Here is a 13,549-nt window from a genome sequence, read left to right as displayed (position 1 = left end):
CTACAGCGCCGCGTACCCCGGGCGGACGACCTCGTCGACGAGCCGCCGCCGCTCCGGCAGCGGCAGGAACGCGGCCTCCAGGGCGGCGACCGTGAACTCCTCGAAGACCTCCGGGCCGTACCCGAAGGCGTCCACCATGTGCTGGAACTCCTCGCTCATGGTGGTGCCGGAGACCAGCCGGTTGTCCGTGTTCAGCGTGATCCGGAAGCCCAGGCGACGCAGCTCGTCGATCGGGTGCGAGGCGTAGTCCTTCGCCGCGCCCGTCTGGAGGTTGGACGTCGGGCAGACCTCCAGCGCGATGCGGTTGTCCCGGACGTACGAGGCGAGCCGGCCCAGCGTGCCGTCCTCGGCGATGTCGTCCGTGATCCGCACGCCGTGGCCGATCCGCTCGGTGCCGCAGACCTGCACGGCCTCGTGGATCGACTCCGCGCCCACGGCCTCGCCGGCGTGGATCGTGAAGTGGCAGTTCTCCCGCTTCAGGTGCTGGAAGGCGGCCAGGTGGCGGGCCGGCGGGTTGCCGATCTCGCCGCCCGCTATGTCGAAGCCCGCCACGCCGTTGTCCCGGTGCGCGACCGTGAGCTCCGCGATCTCCAGGGAGCGGTCGGTGTGGCGCATGCCGGTGAGCAGGGTGCGGACGGTGATCCGGCCACCGGCGCGGCGCTCACCCTCGCGGAAGCCGTCGTTGACCGCCTCGACGACCTCGTCGAGGGTGAGGCCGCCCTCCAGGTGCTGCTCGGGGGCGTAGCGGATCTCGGCGTAGACGACGCCGTCCGCCGCCAGGTCCTCGGCGCACTCGGCCGCGATGCGCGCGAGCGCCTCGCGGGTCTGCATGACCGCGCAGGTGTGGGCGAAGGTCTCCAGGTAGCGCTCCAGCGAACCGGAGTCCGCGGCGTCCCGGAACCAGACCGCGAGCTCGGCCGGGTCCTCGGTCGGCAGCGCGGTGTAGCCGCACTCCCGCGCCAGCTCGACGATCGTCGCGGGGCGCAGCCCGCCGTCGAGGTGGTCGTGGAGGACGGCCTTGGGGGCCCGGCGGATCCACTCGGAGACGGTGGTGGCGGCAGGCGTGGCAGGGTTGTCAGACAAGTGCATGGCGGGGAAGTGTACGCCACGGCCGCGCGAGCCGCTGTGACGACCCCGACGGGCGCCTGTACGGGGCGGGGAGCGGGCGTCTGTGCGGGGTCGGGGGCGGGCGCTCGTGCGGGGCCGGGGTGGGTGCTGGTGCTGGTGCGGGCCGGGGGCTGTTGCGGGGCGGGGCCTCCGCGCCGCCCGGGCCCCGGGGCGGGGTCGTCCGGGGCTCAGTGCGACTGCAGCACCGGCAGCGCGGGCGTGCCCGTCGGCAGCATGTGCTTGGCGGCCAGGACCGGGGTCTCGCCGACCCGTACGACCTGGGTGACCAGGACCGCGGGGGTGTCCGCCGGGCGGCCCAGCTGCTCCCCGCGCCGCCGCCCGAGCAGCGTCGCCGTGATGCCGCTGTGGGCGTTCAGGGCGGTCTCCCGCGAGGCCGCGACCAGGACCGCGAGCATCGAGACCGCACCGCCGGAGTCCGCCTCGGCCTCCCGCAGCGCCCGCGCGAACTCCGGGTGCACCCGGTCGAGCAGGGCGTCGGGCGCCGCCCACTCGTGGCTCAGCGCCGCCGCCGCGCCCTCCCCGGTCAGGACGGACTCCCAGAACCGGAGCTCGGCGCGGGCGGGCGCGAGCAGGTGCTGGGTGGTGAAGTCGGTCGGCTCCTCGACGGACCTGAGCAGCGCCCGCACCCGCAGCGGGGCGCCCCCGCCGATCAGCTCCTCCAGCGGCTGGACGTGCTCGAAGCCGCGCCGGGGCGGCCGGTCGTTGACGGTCCGGCCCACGCCCCGCCGGACCGTGAGGACGCCGTCCTCCTGGAGGAGCAGCAGTGCCTCGCGCAGGGCCGGCCGGCTGACGCCCAGCTCGGCGGCGAGCTTCGGCTCGGACGGGAGCGTGGAGCCCGGCGGGTAGGTGCCGTCGTGGACGGCGTCCGCGATGCGCTCGTAGAGCGCCACGACCGGTCGCCGCCGCTGTCCGCTGACCGCCACGGCCCCTCCTCGTCTCGTCCCCGGCCCGCTCTCCGCCGGTCCTCGCACCACGGTAGTCGGCCCACGTTGTCTGACAAGTCACCCGTACGGCTCTCCTCGCCGTCACGGGGAGGCGCCGCGCGTCCCATTCTGGTCCCACGGCTGTGGACGGGTACGACCGACGGCACGACGGAGGAGAGGGGCCGGGCATGAGTCCCAAGGAGACGCCACGGACATCGGGCGGGGGCACGTCCCGGTTCGCCGGAGCCTTCACACGGGGACGCATCGCGATGATCGTGGTCGCGGTCCTCACCCTCGTCTTCATCTTCGAGAACACCCGCGAGGTCAAGATCCGCCTGCTGATCCCCGAAGTCACCATGGCGCTCTACCTGGCCCTGCTCGCGACCGCCCTCCTCGGCGCCGCCTGCGGCTACGCCTTCGCCGACCGGAGGCGGAAGTGAGGCGGGCCGCCGTCGTGCTCGGCGGCGCGGTGCTCGCGCTCGCGGCCGTCGCCGCCTCCTCGGCGGAGGAGGCCGCCGAAGCCGGCGACGAGCCCGGGACACGGCCGATGCCGGACTTCCTCGGCCGGGGCCTGTGGCAGGTCTTCACCCGTCTGGACCGCCGGACCCGGCTCGACGTCCACGACGTGAGCGGCCGCGACCGGCGGGTGCTGTGGCCGCCGCGCTGGCAGGTCTGCACCCAGTACCCGGCGGCGGGAACGGAGCTCGACCGGCGGACCACGGTCATGATCGGAGTCGTACGCAAGGGGGAGACCTGCCCGCCCCGCGTCCGCGACGCCCGCCGCTGAGGGCGCTCTCCCGCCCTGCGCCGGCGACGCACGCCGGGCGTCCGCCCCGCCAACCTCGCGTCCGCGACGCCCGCCACCGAGGGTGTTCTCCCGCCCCGCGCCCGCGACGCATACCGGGAGTCCGCCCGCCCCGCGCCCGCGACGCATACCGGGCCTCCTCCGCCCCGCCCCGCCCCGCGACGCCCGGCGCCGCGCGTAGCGGTGGCCGTACGCGCCGCCCCCGCGGTCCGCATAGCCTGGCCGCATGTCCGACGACCCCGGCACCTGCCTCGCCGCCGGGCCCCGCGTGGGCCTGCGTCCCTTCTCCCTCGCCGACGCCGAGGAGTTCACCGCCCGTGCCCGCGAGAGCCGGGAGCTCCACCGCCCCTGGCTCTTCCCGCCGTGCACGCCCGAGGCGTACGCCGCCTACGCGGGCACCCTGATCGAGGACCCGGCCCGCGCGGGCTTCCTGGTGTGCGAGCACACCGACGGCGGGATCGCCGGCTTCGTCAACATCAACAACATCGTCCGGGGCGCCTTCCGCAGCGGCGCCCTCGGCTACGGCGCCTTCGCGCACGCCGCCGGACGCGGTCTGCTGACCGAGGCCCTGGGCCTGGTCCTGGAGCACGCCTTCGGGCCCCTGGAGCTGCACCGGCTGGAGGCGAACATCCAGCCCGGCAACACCGCCTCGCGCGCCCTCGTCCGCCGCGCAGGCTTCCGCCTGGAGGGCTTCTCACCCGCGATGCTGCACATCGACGGGGCCTGGCGGGACCACGAACGCTGGGCGATCACCGCGCCCGACGGTCACTGACGCTTGTAGTTGATCTTCATCGTGTCGAGGTCCGTCACCGTCGAGCGCAGCGCCTTGTACCCGTGGCCCAGCTCCGCGAGGGCCGTCTCCACCCGGTCCTCCGCGATCGCGCCCGCCATCTCGTCGCCGTCCTCGGCGTCCGAGACGACGACCAGGCGGTACGAGAAGTGCTTCAGCGTCCGGTCGTAGGCCAGCGAGCCCTCCTCCGTGAACTGCATCGCGGTCAGCCCGTGCGCGTCCACCTCGGCGAGCAGCCGGGTACGGCTCTCCTCCGACAGACCGTCGAACGTGCCGCGCACGATGACCCGGTAGGTGTGCTGCGTGCCCATTCCTCGTACTCCCTGTGCCTGGTCCACGCCCGCCGCGGCGGCGGGCCGACCGTCCACACTACGGCGGAGCGCACCGCCTTCGCCCGGAATATCCGGGCGCCCCCACCCCGCTCCTTTGCCGAAGCCTGACGTGGAGAACCCCTGGTCAGGACCGGCTCCGGCGTGTTCCATGGATCAATGACGACCGTACGACGTGCCGTACTGACGCTGCCCGCGGCCCCGTTGGGCCCGGACAACCCTCTTCCCGCACTGCGGGCCCCCGCCGGCGCCGGGGCCCACGCGGTCGACGCGCGGACCCTCGCGGAGCTCCCGCGCGACATGGCCAGGGGCATCGGACGGGCGCCCCTGCGCAGCCTGCTCCCCGCCCCCGTGCGCGACGGCTACGGCCGCGAGCGCACCCCCGCGGACCTCGACACGATCGTGATCGAGAACGACCGGCTCCGGGTGACCGTGCTGCCCGGTCTCGGCGGGCGCGTCCACTCCCTGCACCACAAGGCGACCGGACGCGAACTCCTCTACCGCAACCCCGTCCTCCAGCCCGCCGCCTTCGCCCTCAACGGCGCCTGGTTCTCCGGCGGCATCGAGTGGAACATCGGGGCCACCGGCCACACCACCCTCTCCTGCTCGCCCCTCCACGCGGCGACCGTCCGCGCCCCCGACGGCGGCCCGATGCTCCGCCTCTGGGAGTGGGAGCGCCTGCGCGACCTGCCCTTCCAGGTCGACCTGTGGCTCCCGGAGGGCTCCGACTTCCTGTTCGTCGGCGTCCGCATCCGCAACCCCCACGAGCGGACGGTCCCCGCCTACTGGTGGTCCAACATCGCCGTCCCCGAGGAGCGCAGGGTCCTCGTGCCCGCCGACGCGGCCTGGCACCACGGCTACGAACGCGGCCTGAACCGCGTCCCCGTGCCCGTCACCGAGGAGGGCGCCGACCTCTCGTACCCGCTCAACGGTGCCCACGCCGCCGACTTCTTCTACGACCTGCCCGAGGAGCAGCGCCGCTGGATCGCCGCCCTCGACGCGGACGGCGCGGGGCTCGTCCAGACCTCCACCGACCCGCTGCGCGGACGCAAGCTCTTCCTGTGGGGCACGGAGCGCGGCGGCCGGCGCTGGCAGGAGTGGCTGACCGAGCCGGGCGCCCCCGGCTACGCCGAGATACAGGCGGGACTCGCCCGCACCCAGCTGGAGCACCTGGAGCTCGCGGGCGGAGCGGAGTTCAGCTGGCTGGAGGCGTACGGACCGCTCGCCGCCGATCCCGCCGCGGCGCTCGGCGACGACTGGGCCGCCGCCCGCGCGGAGGTCGAGGGGCGCCTGGCGGCGGCGCTTCCCCGGACCGCCGTCGACGCCGCGTACACCGCCTGGCGGGAGGGTGCGGCGGACGCCGAGCCGGAGACCGTCCTGGCGGCCGGCTCGGGCTGGGGAGCCCTCGAAGTCCTGCGCGGGGGCCACGCGTTGCCCGGAACGCCCTTCCCCGAGTCGACGCTCGGCCCGGACCAGGAACCGTGGCGGGAGCTTCTGCGCACCGGCGTCCTGCCGCCCCCGGCGAAGGGCGCGGGCCCCGGCGCCCCGCTGGTCGCCGACCCCTGGCGGGACATGCTGGAGACCGCCCCGGCCGACCCGTCCACCGAGTACCACCTCGGCATCGCCCAGTGGCACGCCGGTGACCGTGCCCAGGCGGTACGGAGCTGGGAGCGCGGACTCCACCGGGCCGAGGTGCGCTGGCCCCTGCTGTACTGCCTGGCCGTCGCCGACCGGGAGGACGGCCACCCGGAGCGGGCCGCCGAACGGTTCGCGGAGGCCTTCGCCGACCACGCCGACCACGACGAGCACGCCGAGCACGCCGGACACGACGAGCACGCCGGCCACGACGCGGGGGAGGCCGTGGCCGCCGCTCTCGGGCGCGAGGGCGTGGCGGCGCTGCTCGCCACGGGCCGGGCGGGCCCCGCCCGGGAGCTGTGGGCCCGGCTGCCGGCCGAGGTCCGGGGGAGGGGCGCCTTCCGGCTGCTCGAAATCCGGATCCTGCTCGCCGAGGGCCGGCCGGGCGAGGCCCGCGCCGTCTTCGACGAGGGCTTCGAGGTCGCGGACCTGCGCGAGGGTGCGGAGATCCTCGGCGAGGTCTGGGCGGAGCTCACCGACGAACTCCTGCCGGACGCCTACGAGTTCCGGATGCGTCCGAGCTGACGTGCGGGGGAGGGGCGGGCCTGCCCGGTGTGCCGGGCGGGCCCGCGGCCCTCCGGGTGGGGAAGGGGCGAGACGTCAGGACACCCGGCACAGGATCTCGCCGTGCGGGACCATGAACCAGGCGTCCTCCCGCTTGCCCCACTCCCGCCAGGCCCCGGCGATCGCCGTCAGTTCGGCGGAGGTCGCGTGCCCGCCGTCGACGGCCAGTTCGGCGTAGACGGACGCGGTCGTACGGTCCGCCCACAGGCCGCTCCACCAGTCCCGCTCCTCGGGGGTGGCGAAACACCAGGTGGCGGCCGTCGTCGTGATCTCGGTGAAGCCGGCCTGCCGGGCCCAGGAGAACAGCCGCCGTCCCGCGTCCGGTTCGCCGCCGTTGGCGCGCGCGACCCGGCGGTACAGGTCCGACCACCCGTCCAGGGCGGGCAGTTCGGGGAACCAGGCGAAGGCCCCGTAGTCGCTGTCGCGGGCCGCGACGACCCCGCCGGGCCGGCACACCCGCCGCATCTCGCGCAGCGCCTGGACCGGGTCGCCGACGTGCTGCAGCACCTGATGGGCGTGGACGACGTCGAAGGAGTCGTCGGGGAAGTCCAGGGCGTGGACGTCGGCGACCGCGAACTCGACGTTCTGCAGGCCGCGTTCGGCAGCCACCGTGCGGGCCTTCGCCAGCACGTCCTCGGCCGCGTCGACCGCCGTCACCCGGCCCGGCGCGACCAGCGCGGCCAGGTCGGCGGTGATGGTGCCGGGCCCGCAGCCCACGTCCAGGACGTCCAGGCCCGCGCGCAGTTCGGGCAGCAGATAGGCGGCGGAGTTGGCGGCGGTCCGCCAGCTGTGCGAGCGCAGGACGGACTCGTGATGGCCATGCGTGTAGACGGCGGTCTCATGGGCCGCGGGCTGCGCGGAGGCGTGCGTCATCGGAGCGACTCCCTCGGTGTGGGTGCGTGTCCCCACCGTATGCCGCGCGGCCGCATCGTGAGACCTGTGTCTTGAGATGTGGACAGAGGTTCAGGCGAACAGGTCCCGCCGGTAACGGAGTTCCTCCAGGACCCGGCCGCCCGTCTCCTCCCGCACCGATGTGCCGTCCGGCCGCCAGCCCGCGGCCTCGTAGAACCTCCGGCCCCGCGCGTTGCCCGCGAACACCCAGAGCGCCGCCGCCCGGAACCCGTCCGCGACGAGCGCCTCCGTGGACGCCGACAGCAGCGCCCGCCCGACACCCGTGCCCCAGGCCTCCGGCAGGGCGTACAGCGCCGCGAGCTCGGCCGTGCTCCCGGCCGCGAACTCCTCGTCCGGCCAGGCCCGGAAGCAGGAGAAGGCGACCACCCGCCCGTCGTCGTCCGTCGCCACGAGCACCGCGGCCCGGTCCGGGGCCGTGAGACGGGCGTGCCACACGGCGGCCCGCTCCTCGACGTCCAGGGCGTCGAGGTAGGCGGCGGGGACCAGATCGCGGTAGGCGGCCCGCCAGGACAGGACGTGCACGGCGGCGAGGGCCGCGGCGTCCTCGGGAAGAGCTTCACGTATCGGCATGCCGCATTCTGGCCCGGAGGGTGCCCGGTCCGCCCGCGGATTCAGGAGGCGCCGCGCCGACCTGACGAACCCTCGTGTGACAGCACCGTGAACGGACCGTCCCGGCCGCCCCCGCGCCCCTAGGGTGGGCCCGCCGCCACCCGGCGGCCCGCCCCTCCCCGTGCCGAGGAGTCCCGTGCCGTACTCGCCCGCGCCCGCCCGCCGCTCCCTCCTGAAGCTGCTCGCAGCGGGTCCGGCGGTCTCCGCCCTCGGCGGGCTCGCCACCGCCGCCCCCGCGCACGCGGCACCGGTACCGCTCGCCGCACCCGGGATCGTCAAGGCCCTCCCGCCCGAGCACTTCACCGTCCGGGGCACCAACGCCGAGGCACGGTTCGACGCCTTCGGGGACACCGGCCTCCTCACCCCCGCCGACCGCTTCTTCGTCCGCAACCACACCTCCACCCCCGTCCTCGACGCCGCCGACTGGCGGCTGACCCTCTGGGGCGACGGACTCCACGGCCGGAGCCCCGTCCACTTCACCTACGGCGGGCTGCGCGACCTGCCCTCCGTCACCCGGACGGCCCTCATCGAGTGCGCCGGCAACGGCCGCAGCCTCTACGCCACCCAGCAGGGCGAGCCGGTCACCGGCACCCCCTGGACCCTCGGCGCCGTCGGAGCCGCCCGCTGGCGGGGCGTCCGCCTCTCCGACGTCCTCCGGCGCGCCGGGATCGCCCACGACGCCGTCGACCTCCAGCCGCGCGGACTCGACGACCCGCACGTCTCCGGCGGCGTCGACTTCGGCCGGGTCCGCCGCCCGCTGCCCGTCGCCAAGGCCTTCGACGACGTGCTCCTCGCGTACGAGATGAACGGCGAGCCGCTCCCGTACGACCACGGGTACCCGGTCCGGCTCGTCGTGCCCTCCTGGGTCGGCATCGCCTCGATCAAGTGGCTCGGCGACATCGAGGTCTCCACCCGGCCGCTCACCTCGCCCTGGTCCACCGACTGGTACCGCCTCTTCGGCGACGCCCACCCCGCCGGCGGGAGCGCCCCGATCAGCCGCCAGACCCTCAAGTCCGCCTACCAGCTGCCCTTCGGCGCCACCCTGGAGGCCGGCCGCCTCCACCGGCTCACCGGCCGCGCCTGGTCCGCCCTCGCGCCCGTACGGACCGTGGAGGTCTCCACCGACGGCGGCGCCCACTGGCGGCACGCCCGGCTCCACGACACCCCGCGCCGCGACGGCTGGGTCCGCTGGAGCGTGCCCTGGCGCCCGCACGCCACCGGGCAGGTCACGCTGCTCTCCCGCACCACCGACGCCGCCGGCAACACCCAGCCCGAGCGGGCCGTCCACAACACCCAGGGGTACCTCTTCAACGCGGTCGTGCGTCACCCGGTCACCCTCGTCTGAAGGAGCGGAACCGCCCGAACCTTCGTATAAAGGGCACGGGGGTGCCTGCCCGGCGCCCCCGTGTGCTCAGGAGGTACGGGACATGCGGCAGACGGCTCCGGAAGGCCGCGGCCCGGTGCGCTACGGGCCTCCCGCACCCGACACCGGCCTCCCCGTCCTGCCCGGCCTCGCCGGGCTCCTCGCCGCCGCCGCCGGGCGGACCGCCCCCGAGCCGCCCGGCGGTGGACCCGTCCTGCGCGAGGCCGCCGCCGGCTACTGGTGGCGCCGCGGCCTGCGCACCCATCCCGAGGACGTGGTGGCCGCTCCCGGTGCCCCCGCCCTCCTCCTGGCCCTGCTCGCCGCCCACGGCGGCGACCTCCTGCTGCCCCGCCCCTGCCCCGCCTGGTGGACCCCGCAGGCCCGGCTCCTCGGCCGCCCCGCCTACCACGTGCCCACCCCCGCCGAGGCGGGCGGCGTCCCCGACCCGTACGCCCTCCTGGAGACCGTCCGGCGGATCCGCGCCGAGGGCGGCGACCCCCGCCTCCTGCTGCTCTCCGTCGCCGACGACCCCACCGCCACCGTTCCCCCGCCCGAACTCGTCCGCGAGGCCTGCGAGGCCGCCGTCGCCGAGGGCCTCCACGTCATCAGCGACGAGACCTGGCGCGACACCCTCCACCACCCGCACGACACCGTGCTGCTCAGCCCCGCCGAGATGTGCCCCGACGACGTCACCGTCCTCGCCGACCTCGGTGGCGCCCTCACCCCCGCCGCCTGGCCCTGCGCCGTCGCCCGCTTCCCGCCCACCGACCCGTCCCGCGCCGACCGCTGGACCGACCGCAGGGCCCGCGTCCTCGACGTGCTCACCGCCCTCGGAGCCCTCGTCCCCGGGCCCGTGGCCCCCGCGATGGCCCACGCCCTCGACGAACCCGAGGACATCACCGAACGGGCCCGGCGCGCCGCCGACGTCCACGGACGCCTCGCCGGAGCGGCGTACCGCGCCGTCCTCGCCGCCGGAGCCCTCGCCCGGCCCCCGCAGGCCGGCCGCCACCTCTACGCCGACCTCGGACCGCTGCGCGCCGGGCTCGCCGCCCGGGGCGTCACCGACTCCCTGGAACTGGAGAGCCACCTCACCGCCCGCCTCGGTGCCCCGGCGACCGGCGGCCACCGCTTCGGCGACGAACTCGGCGCGCTGCGCGTCAGGTTCGGCACCGGCATGTTCCTGGGAACCACCGAGGAGGAGCGCGCCGAGACCCTGGCGGCGCCGGACCCCACGGAACTGCCGCACGTGGCGCGCGCGTTGGAGGGCTTCCGAGGGGCCCTGGAGGAACTCCGATGAGGACGACGGCGGCAACGACGACAGCCACCCCGGTCGTACGCAGACCTCCCACGACCACGCCACGCTGCGCCGAGCACGAGCGGAACGGAGTCCGCAGATGACCGAACGGACGGCACCTCCCGCCCGGGCCGGACAGCCCCCGTACGACCACGGCCAGGTCGCGCCCCCCGTCCCCGCGCCCCCCGTCCCGGCGCCCGTCCTCCAGCCCCTCGGCCGGCTGCGGCAGGACTGGCCCCGCACCTTCGCCGACCGGCTCACCGCCCCCCTCCCCGGCGTCCGGGCCCTGGCCCGCCTCGCCCGCGAAGGAGCCGTACGCCCCCGCCCCGAGGGCCTCCGCGACATCCCCCTGCTGCCCTTCGAGCCCGGCCCGCTGCCGCCCGCGGGAGCCGACACCCTCGCCGTCACCTGGGCCGGACACGCCAGCTGGATCCTGCGCGTCGGCGGACTCACCGTCCTCACCGACCCGGTCTGGTCCCGCCGCATCTTCGGCACACCGGCCCGGCTCACCCCCGTCGGGGTCCGCTGGGAGGACCTGCCGCCCGTCGACGCCGTCGTCATCAGCCACAACCACTTCGACCACCTCGACGGCCCGACCCTCAAGCGGCTGCCCCGGCACACCCCGGTCTTCGTCCCGGCCGGACTCGGCCGCTGGTTCACCCGCCGCCGGTTCAGCCGCGTGACCGAGCTCGACTGGTGGGAGGCCGCCGAACTCGACGGCGTCCGCTTCGACTTCGTCCCCGCGCACCACTGGTCCAAGCGCACCCTCCTGGACACCTGCCGCTCCCTGTGGGGCGGCTGGGTGCTCACCGACCGGACCGGGCGCCGGATCCACTTCGCCGGGGACACCGGATACGGCCACTGGTTCGCCGAGATCGGCCGCCGCCTGCCCGGCATCGACCTGGCACTGCTCCCGATCGGCGCCTACGACCCGCGCTGGTGGCTCAGCGACGTCCACACCGACCCCGAGGAGGCGGTCCGCGCCCACCAGGACCTCGGTGCGCGGCGGATGGCGCCCATGCACTGGGCCACCTTCGTGCTCTCCTCCGAACCGGTCCTCGAACCCCTCACCCGGGTCAGGGCCGCCTGGGAGAAGGCCGGTCTGCCCCGCGAGGACCTGTGGGACCTGCCGATCGGCGGCTCACGGGTGCTCGTGCCCTGACGGGGCCTCCCGCTGCGTGCCCCGCACCCGCCGCCACAGCGCCGGGACCGCGCTGATCAGCACCGTCAGACCCACCGCCGCGACCACTCCCTGCCACGGCTCCGGGAAGAGCGAACCGCCCAGGATCCCGATCAGCTGGTACGTCGCCGCCCACGCCAGGCACGCCGCCGCGTCCCCCCGGGCGAAGCTGCGCAGCGGCATCTCCGCGAGCAGGCACGCCAGCATCACCGGGATCCGGCCCGCCGGCACCAGCCGGGACAGCACGAGCACCGACACCTGGTGCGTGTCGAGCCGCTCCTGCGCGTGCGCGAGCCGGTCCGGCGTCACCCGCGACCGCAGCGCGGCGAGCCACCGCGAGCCGTTGCGGGAACGGACCCCGCGCTGCCCGAGCCAGTACAGCGCCGTGTCCCCGAGGAACGCGGCGGACGCCGCCACCAGGAAGACGTACAGCAGCGAGAGCGGCGAGGACTGGTGGAAGGCGACCACCGCCGCCGAGCTGACGATCGCGCCCGTCGGCACGACCGGCACCAGCGCGCCGAGCGCCACGAGCAGGAACAGCGAGGGATAGCCGACCGCCTGCTGGGTCGACTCCGGCGGCAGCTCGCGCACCGCCATGACCATGCCGGTGAGACCACCGATCACCGGGCGACCCCCGGCCGCACGGACCGGCCGGACCTGGCGTGACCGCGGGTCACCGCGCGACCTCCGGCCGCACCCGGTCGCCGTGGCCGAGGAGGTGGACGGCGACCTTCGGCGCGAGCCGGGCCGCGTGCCGGACGAACTCGTCGCCCGGAGCGTGGAACTCGTGCGGCCGGACCCCGTCGAGCCCGATCGGCCAGTACGTGCCGTAGTGCACCGGCACCGCCGCCGCCGGTGACAGCGCGGCGAGCGCCTGGGCCGCCCGCCCCGCGTCCAGGTGGCCGTGGCCGAGGTAGGGGCCCCAGCCGCCGACCGGCAGCAGGGCCACGTCCACCGGGCCCACCGCCTCCGCCATGCCGTCGAACAGACCGGTGTCCCCGGCGAAGTACGTGCGCGCCTCCCCCTCGACGACATAGCCGAGCGCGGGCGCGCGGTGCGGCCCCACCGGCAGCCGCCGTCCGTCGTGGAGCGCCGGGACGGCCCGTACCGTCACGCCCTCCACCGTCACCGCGTCGCCCGGCGCCACCTCGGTCAGCCGCAGCCCGCCCCGGTCGAGCCGGCGCAGCCCGGGCACGGCGGCCGGCGCGCCGCGCGGCACGAGGATCCGCGTCCCCGGCGGGAGCAGGGCGAGCGAGGGGAGGTGGAGGTGGTCGGCGTGCAGGTGGGAGACGAGGACGGCCTCGGCGCGGGCGGCCTCGGGCGGCGGCAGGGCGCCGCGCCGCCGGCGCAGATGGGCGAGCCGCCGTGCGAACAGCGGATCGGTGAGGAAGCGGACCCCGGAGTCCTCGACCGTGCAGGTCGCGTGGCCCCACCAGGTGACCTCCACCGGCATGCCGCCCTTCTGCCGTCCCTCGTGCGTGCTCGTTCCGTAAACGAGGGTAAATGTCCGGAGCGCGCTCCGGAGGATGTTCGGGCGTCACCTTCCGGCAGTAGGGTCGGCGCATGGACGACGTTCGGGTGGCGGCGATCGCCAGCCTCACCCCGCTCGAAGAGCTGGACACCGACCCCTTCCTCGTGGACACGCGCGGCCAGCACGCGGTGTGTGCCCGCTGGGCCGACGACAAGGGGTACGTGCTGGCCCGTCAGCTGTTCTGTTACGGGATCCGCCCGGACCACGCGGAGCTCTGGGCCGATGTGGAGGCCGGGACGGTGGACCTCTTCGTGGCCCCCAGCGAGAGGGTCCTCGCCCGCGCGCTGACCTCCGTGCCGGGCTTCCGCGCCGAGTGCGAGCGGCGGGGCGTGCGGGTGGAGACCGTCGGACTTGACGAACCCCCGTACGACACGGCGGCCAAGGCGGGCGTGCACCGGAGGCTCTCGATGCCCACCGCCGGATACGACGGCTCCTGAAATCCCTCCCTCACCCTGACCCCCCTCCCTCAGCCAGGGCCCCCGGGAC

The 13,549-nt window shown here is 75.7% G+C and carries 15 protein-coding genes; 8 read left to right on the top strand and 7 right to left on the bottom strand.

Features of this window, described 5'->3' with window-relative positions:
* Together IE237_RS20640 and IE237_RS20635 are read right to left on the bottom strand one after the other, a co-directional pair.
* Entirely contained in the window at positions 1-1,089 is a 1,089-nt protein-coding gene (locus IE237_RS20640; protein ID WP_189803524.1) for an adenosine deaminase, read from the bottom strand.
* Between the two features lie 206 nt (positions 1,090-1,295).
* Positions 1,296-2,051 (bottom strand): GntR family transcriptional regulator, encoded by a 756-nt coding sequence (locus tag IE237_RS20635; protein WP_189803523.1) that lies wholly within the window; start codon positions 2,049-2,051, stop codon positions 1,296-1,298.
* A gap of 188 nt (positions 2,052-2,239) precedes the next feature.
* On the opposite strand from IE237_RS20635, the gene IE237_RS20630 reads away from it, so the two are divergent.
* The 3 genes from IE237_RS20630 (at position 2,240) to IE237_RS20620 (ending at position 3,628) form a co-directional block, all read left to right on the top strand.
* Positions 2,240-2,491, top strand: coding sequence for a DUF1049 domain-containing protein (locus IE237_RS20630; RefSeq protein WP_189803522.1), 252 nt, complete (start codon positions 2,240-2,242; stop codon positions 2,489-2,491).
* Positions 2,488-2,838, top strand: a complete 351-nt coding sequence (locus IE237_RS20625; RefSeq protein WP_189803521.1) for a hypothetical protein — start codon at positions 2,488-2,490, stop codon at positions 2,836-2,838. The genes IE237_RS20630 and IE237_RS20625 overlap by 4 nt, the downstream gene beginning before the upstream one ends.
* 244 nt (positions 2,839-3,082) lie before the next feature.
* Entirely contained in the window at positions 3,083-3,628 is a 546-nt protein-coding gene (locus IE237_RS20620; protein WP_189803520.1) for a GNAT family N-acetyltransferase, read from the top strand.
* On the opposite strand, the gene IE237_RS20615 is transcribed toward IE237_RS20620, so the two are convergent.
* Positions 3,622-3,957 (bottom strand): DUF6204 family protein, encoded by a 336-nt coding sequence (locus IE237_RS20615; RefSeq protein ID WP_189803519.1) that lies wholly within the window; start codon positions 3,955-3,957, stop codon positions 3,622-3,624. The genes IE237_RS20620 and IE237_RS20615 overlap by 7 nt on opposite strands.
* Positions 3,958-4,134: 177 nt before the next feature.
* Here IE237_RS20615 and IE237_RS20610 point away from each other — a divergent pair, with 177 nt between their 5' ends.
* Positions 4,135-6,135: a DUF5107 domain-containing protein gene (locus IE237_RS20610; RefSeq protein ID WP_189803518.1), complete on the top strand. Its 2,001-nt coding sequence runs from the start codon at positions 4,135-4,137 to the stop codon at positions 6,133-6,135.
* A gap of 75 nt (positions 6,136-6,210) precedes the next feature.
* Here IE237_RS20610 and IE237_RS20605 read toward each other — a convergent pair whose 3' ends face one another.
* Both IE237_RS20605 and IE237_RS20600 read right to left on the bottom strand, forming a co-directional pair.
* A complete protein-coding gene (locus IE237_RS20605) occupies positions 6,211-7,047 on the bottom strand; it encodes a methyltransferase domain-containing protein (RefSeq protein ID WP_189803517.1) in 837 nt (278 codons plus the stop codon).
* A gap of 90 nt (positions 7,048-7,137) precedes the next feature.
* Positions 7,138-7,656: a GNAT family N-acetyltransferase gene (locus tag IE237_RS20600; RefSeq protein WP_189803516.1), complete on the bottom strand. Its 519-nt coding sequence runs from the start codon at positions 7,654-7,656 to the stop codon at positions 7,138-7,140.
* A gap of 175 nt (positions 7,657-7,831) precedes the next feature.
* Between IE237_RS20600 and IE237_RS20595 the strand changes: the two genes are divergently transcribed.
* From IE237_RS20595 to IE237_RS20585, 3 genes are all read left to right on the top strand, one after another.
* On the top strand, positions 7,832-9,040 hold the full coding sequence (locus tag IE237_RS20595) for a sulfite oxidase (protein ID WP_189803515.1): 1,209 nt from the start codon (positions 7,832-7,834) through the stop codon (positions 9,038-9,040).
* 82 nt (positions 9,041-9,122) lie between these two features.
* Positions 9,123-10,355 carry an aminotransferase class I/II-fold pyridoxal phosphate-dependent enzyme gene (locus tag IE237_RS20590; protein ID WP_189803514.1) on the top strand — a complete coding sequence of 411 codons (1,233 nt, stop codon included), beginning with the start codon at positions 9,123-9,125 and terminating at the stop codon, positions 10,353-10,355.
* A 97-nt stretch (positions 10,356-10,452) separates the two neighbouring features.
* The gene (locus tag IE237_RS20585) at positions 10,453-11,514 is read left to right on the top strand and encodes an MBL fold metallo-hydrolase (protein ID WP_189803513.1); all 1,062 of its coding nucleotides are present in this window, start codon (positions 10,453-10,455) and stop codon (positions 11,512-11,514) included.
* On the opposite strand, the gene IE237_RS20580 is transcribed toward IE237_RS20585, so the two are convergent.
* Complete coding sequence (locus IE237_RS20580; RefSeq protein ID WP_189803687.1) at positions 11,494-12,135, bottom strand: DedA family protein; 642 nt, start codon at positions 12,133-12,135, stop codon at positions 11,494-11,496. The two genes, IE237_RS20585 and IE237_RS20580, sit on opposite strands and share 21 nt — an antisense overlap.
* Positions 12,136-12,205: 70 nt before the next feature.
* A complete protein-coding gene (locus IE237_RS20575) occupies positions 12,206-12,985 on the bottom strand; it encodes an MBL fold metallo-hydrolase (protein WP_189803512.1) in 780 nt (259 codons plus the stop codon).
* 110 nt (positions 12,986-13,095) lie between these two features.
* Here IE237_RS20575 and IE237_RS20570 point away from each other — a divergent pair, with 110 nt between their 5' ends.
* The gene (locus IE237_RS20570) at positions 13,096-13,500 is read left to right on the top strand and encodes a hypothetical protein (RefSeq protein WP_189803511.1); all 405 of its coding nucleotides are present in this window, start codon (positions 13,096-13,098) and stop codon (positions 13,498-13,500) included.
* Positions 13,501-13,549 lie beyond the last annotated feature (49 nt).

Source organism: Streptomyces tanashiensis, from assembly GCF_014648895.1.
GTDB classification, from domain to species: Bacteria; Actinomycetota; Actinomycetes; order Streptomycetales; family Streptomycetaceae; genus Streptomyces; species Streptomyces tanashiensis.
Note: the sequence above shows the minus strand (reverse complement) of the source record. Positions and strands in the feature narration are given on the sequence as shown.

What these genes read in the sequence shown, in the direction of transcription:
- IE237_RS20640 (WP_189803524.1), bottom strand. Translation starts at nt 1,089, where the DNA reads ATGCACTTGTCTGACAACCCTGCCACGCCTGCCGCCACCACCGTCTCC.
- IE237_RS20630 (WP_189803522.1), top strand. Translation starts at nt 2,240, where the DNA reads ATGAGTCCCAAGGAGACGCCACGGACATCGGGCGGGGGCACGTCCCGG.
- IE237_RS20620 (WP_189803520.1), top strand. Translation starts at nt 3,083, where the DNA reads ATGTCCGACGACCCCGGCACCTGCCTCGCCGCCGGGCCCCGCGTGGGC.
- IE237_RS20615 (WP_189803519.1), bottom strand. Translation starts at nt 3,957, where the DNA reads ATGGGCACGCAGCACACCTACCGGGTCATCGTGCGCGGCACGTTCGAC.
- IE237_RS20610 (WP_189803518.1), top strand. Translation starts at nt 4,135, where the DNA reads ATGACGACCGTACGACGTGCCGTACTGACGCTGCCCGCGGCCCCGTTG.
- IE237_RS20605 (WP_189803517.1), bottom strand. Translation starts at nt 7,047, where the DNA reads ATGACGCACGCCTCCGCGCAGCCCGCGGCCCATGAGACCGCCGTCTAC.
- IE237_RS20600 (WP_189803516.1), bottom strand. Translation starts at nt 7,656, where the DNA reads ATGCCGATACGTGAAGCTCTTCCCGAGGACGCCGCGGCCCTCGCCGCC.
- IE237_RS20590 (WP_189803514.1), top strand. Translation starts at nt 9,123, where the DNA reads ATGCGGCAGACGGCTCCGGAAGGCCGCGGCCCGGTGCGCTACGGGCCT.
- IE237_RS20585 (WP_189803513.1), top strand. Translation starts at nt 10,453, where the DNA reads ATGACCGAACGGACGGCACCTCCCGCCCGGGCCGGACAGCCCCCGTAC.
- IE237_RS20580 (WP_189803687.1), bottom strand. Translation starts at nt 12,135, where the DNA reads ATGGTCATGGCGGTGCGCGAGCTGCCGCCGGAGTCGACCCAGCAGGCG.
- IE237_RS20575 (WP_189803512.1), bottom strand. Translation starts at nt 12,985, where the DNA reads ATGCCGGTGGAGGTCACCTGGTGGGGCCACGCGACCTGCACGGTCGAG.
- IE237_RS20570 (WP_189803511.1), top strand. Translation starts at nt 13,096, where the DNA reads ATGGACGACGTTCGGGTGGCGGCGATCGCCAGCCTCACCCCGCTCGAA.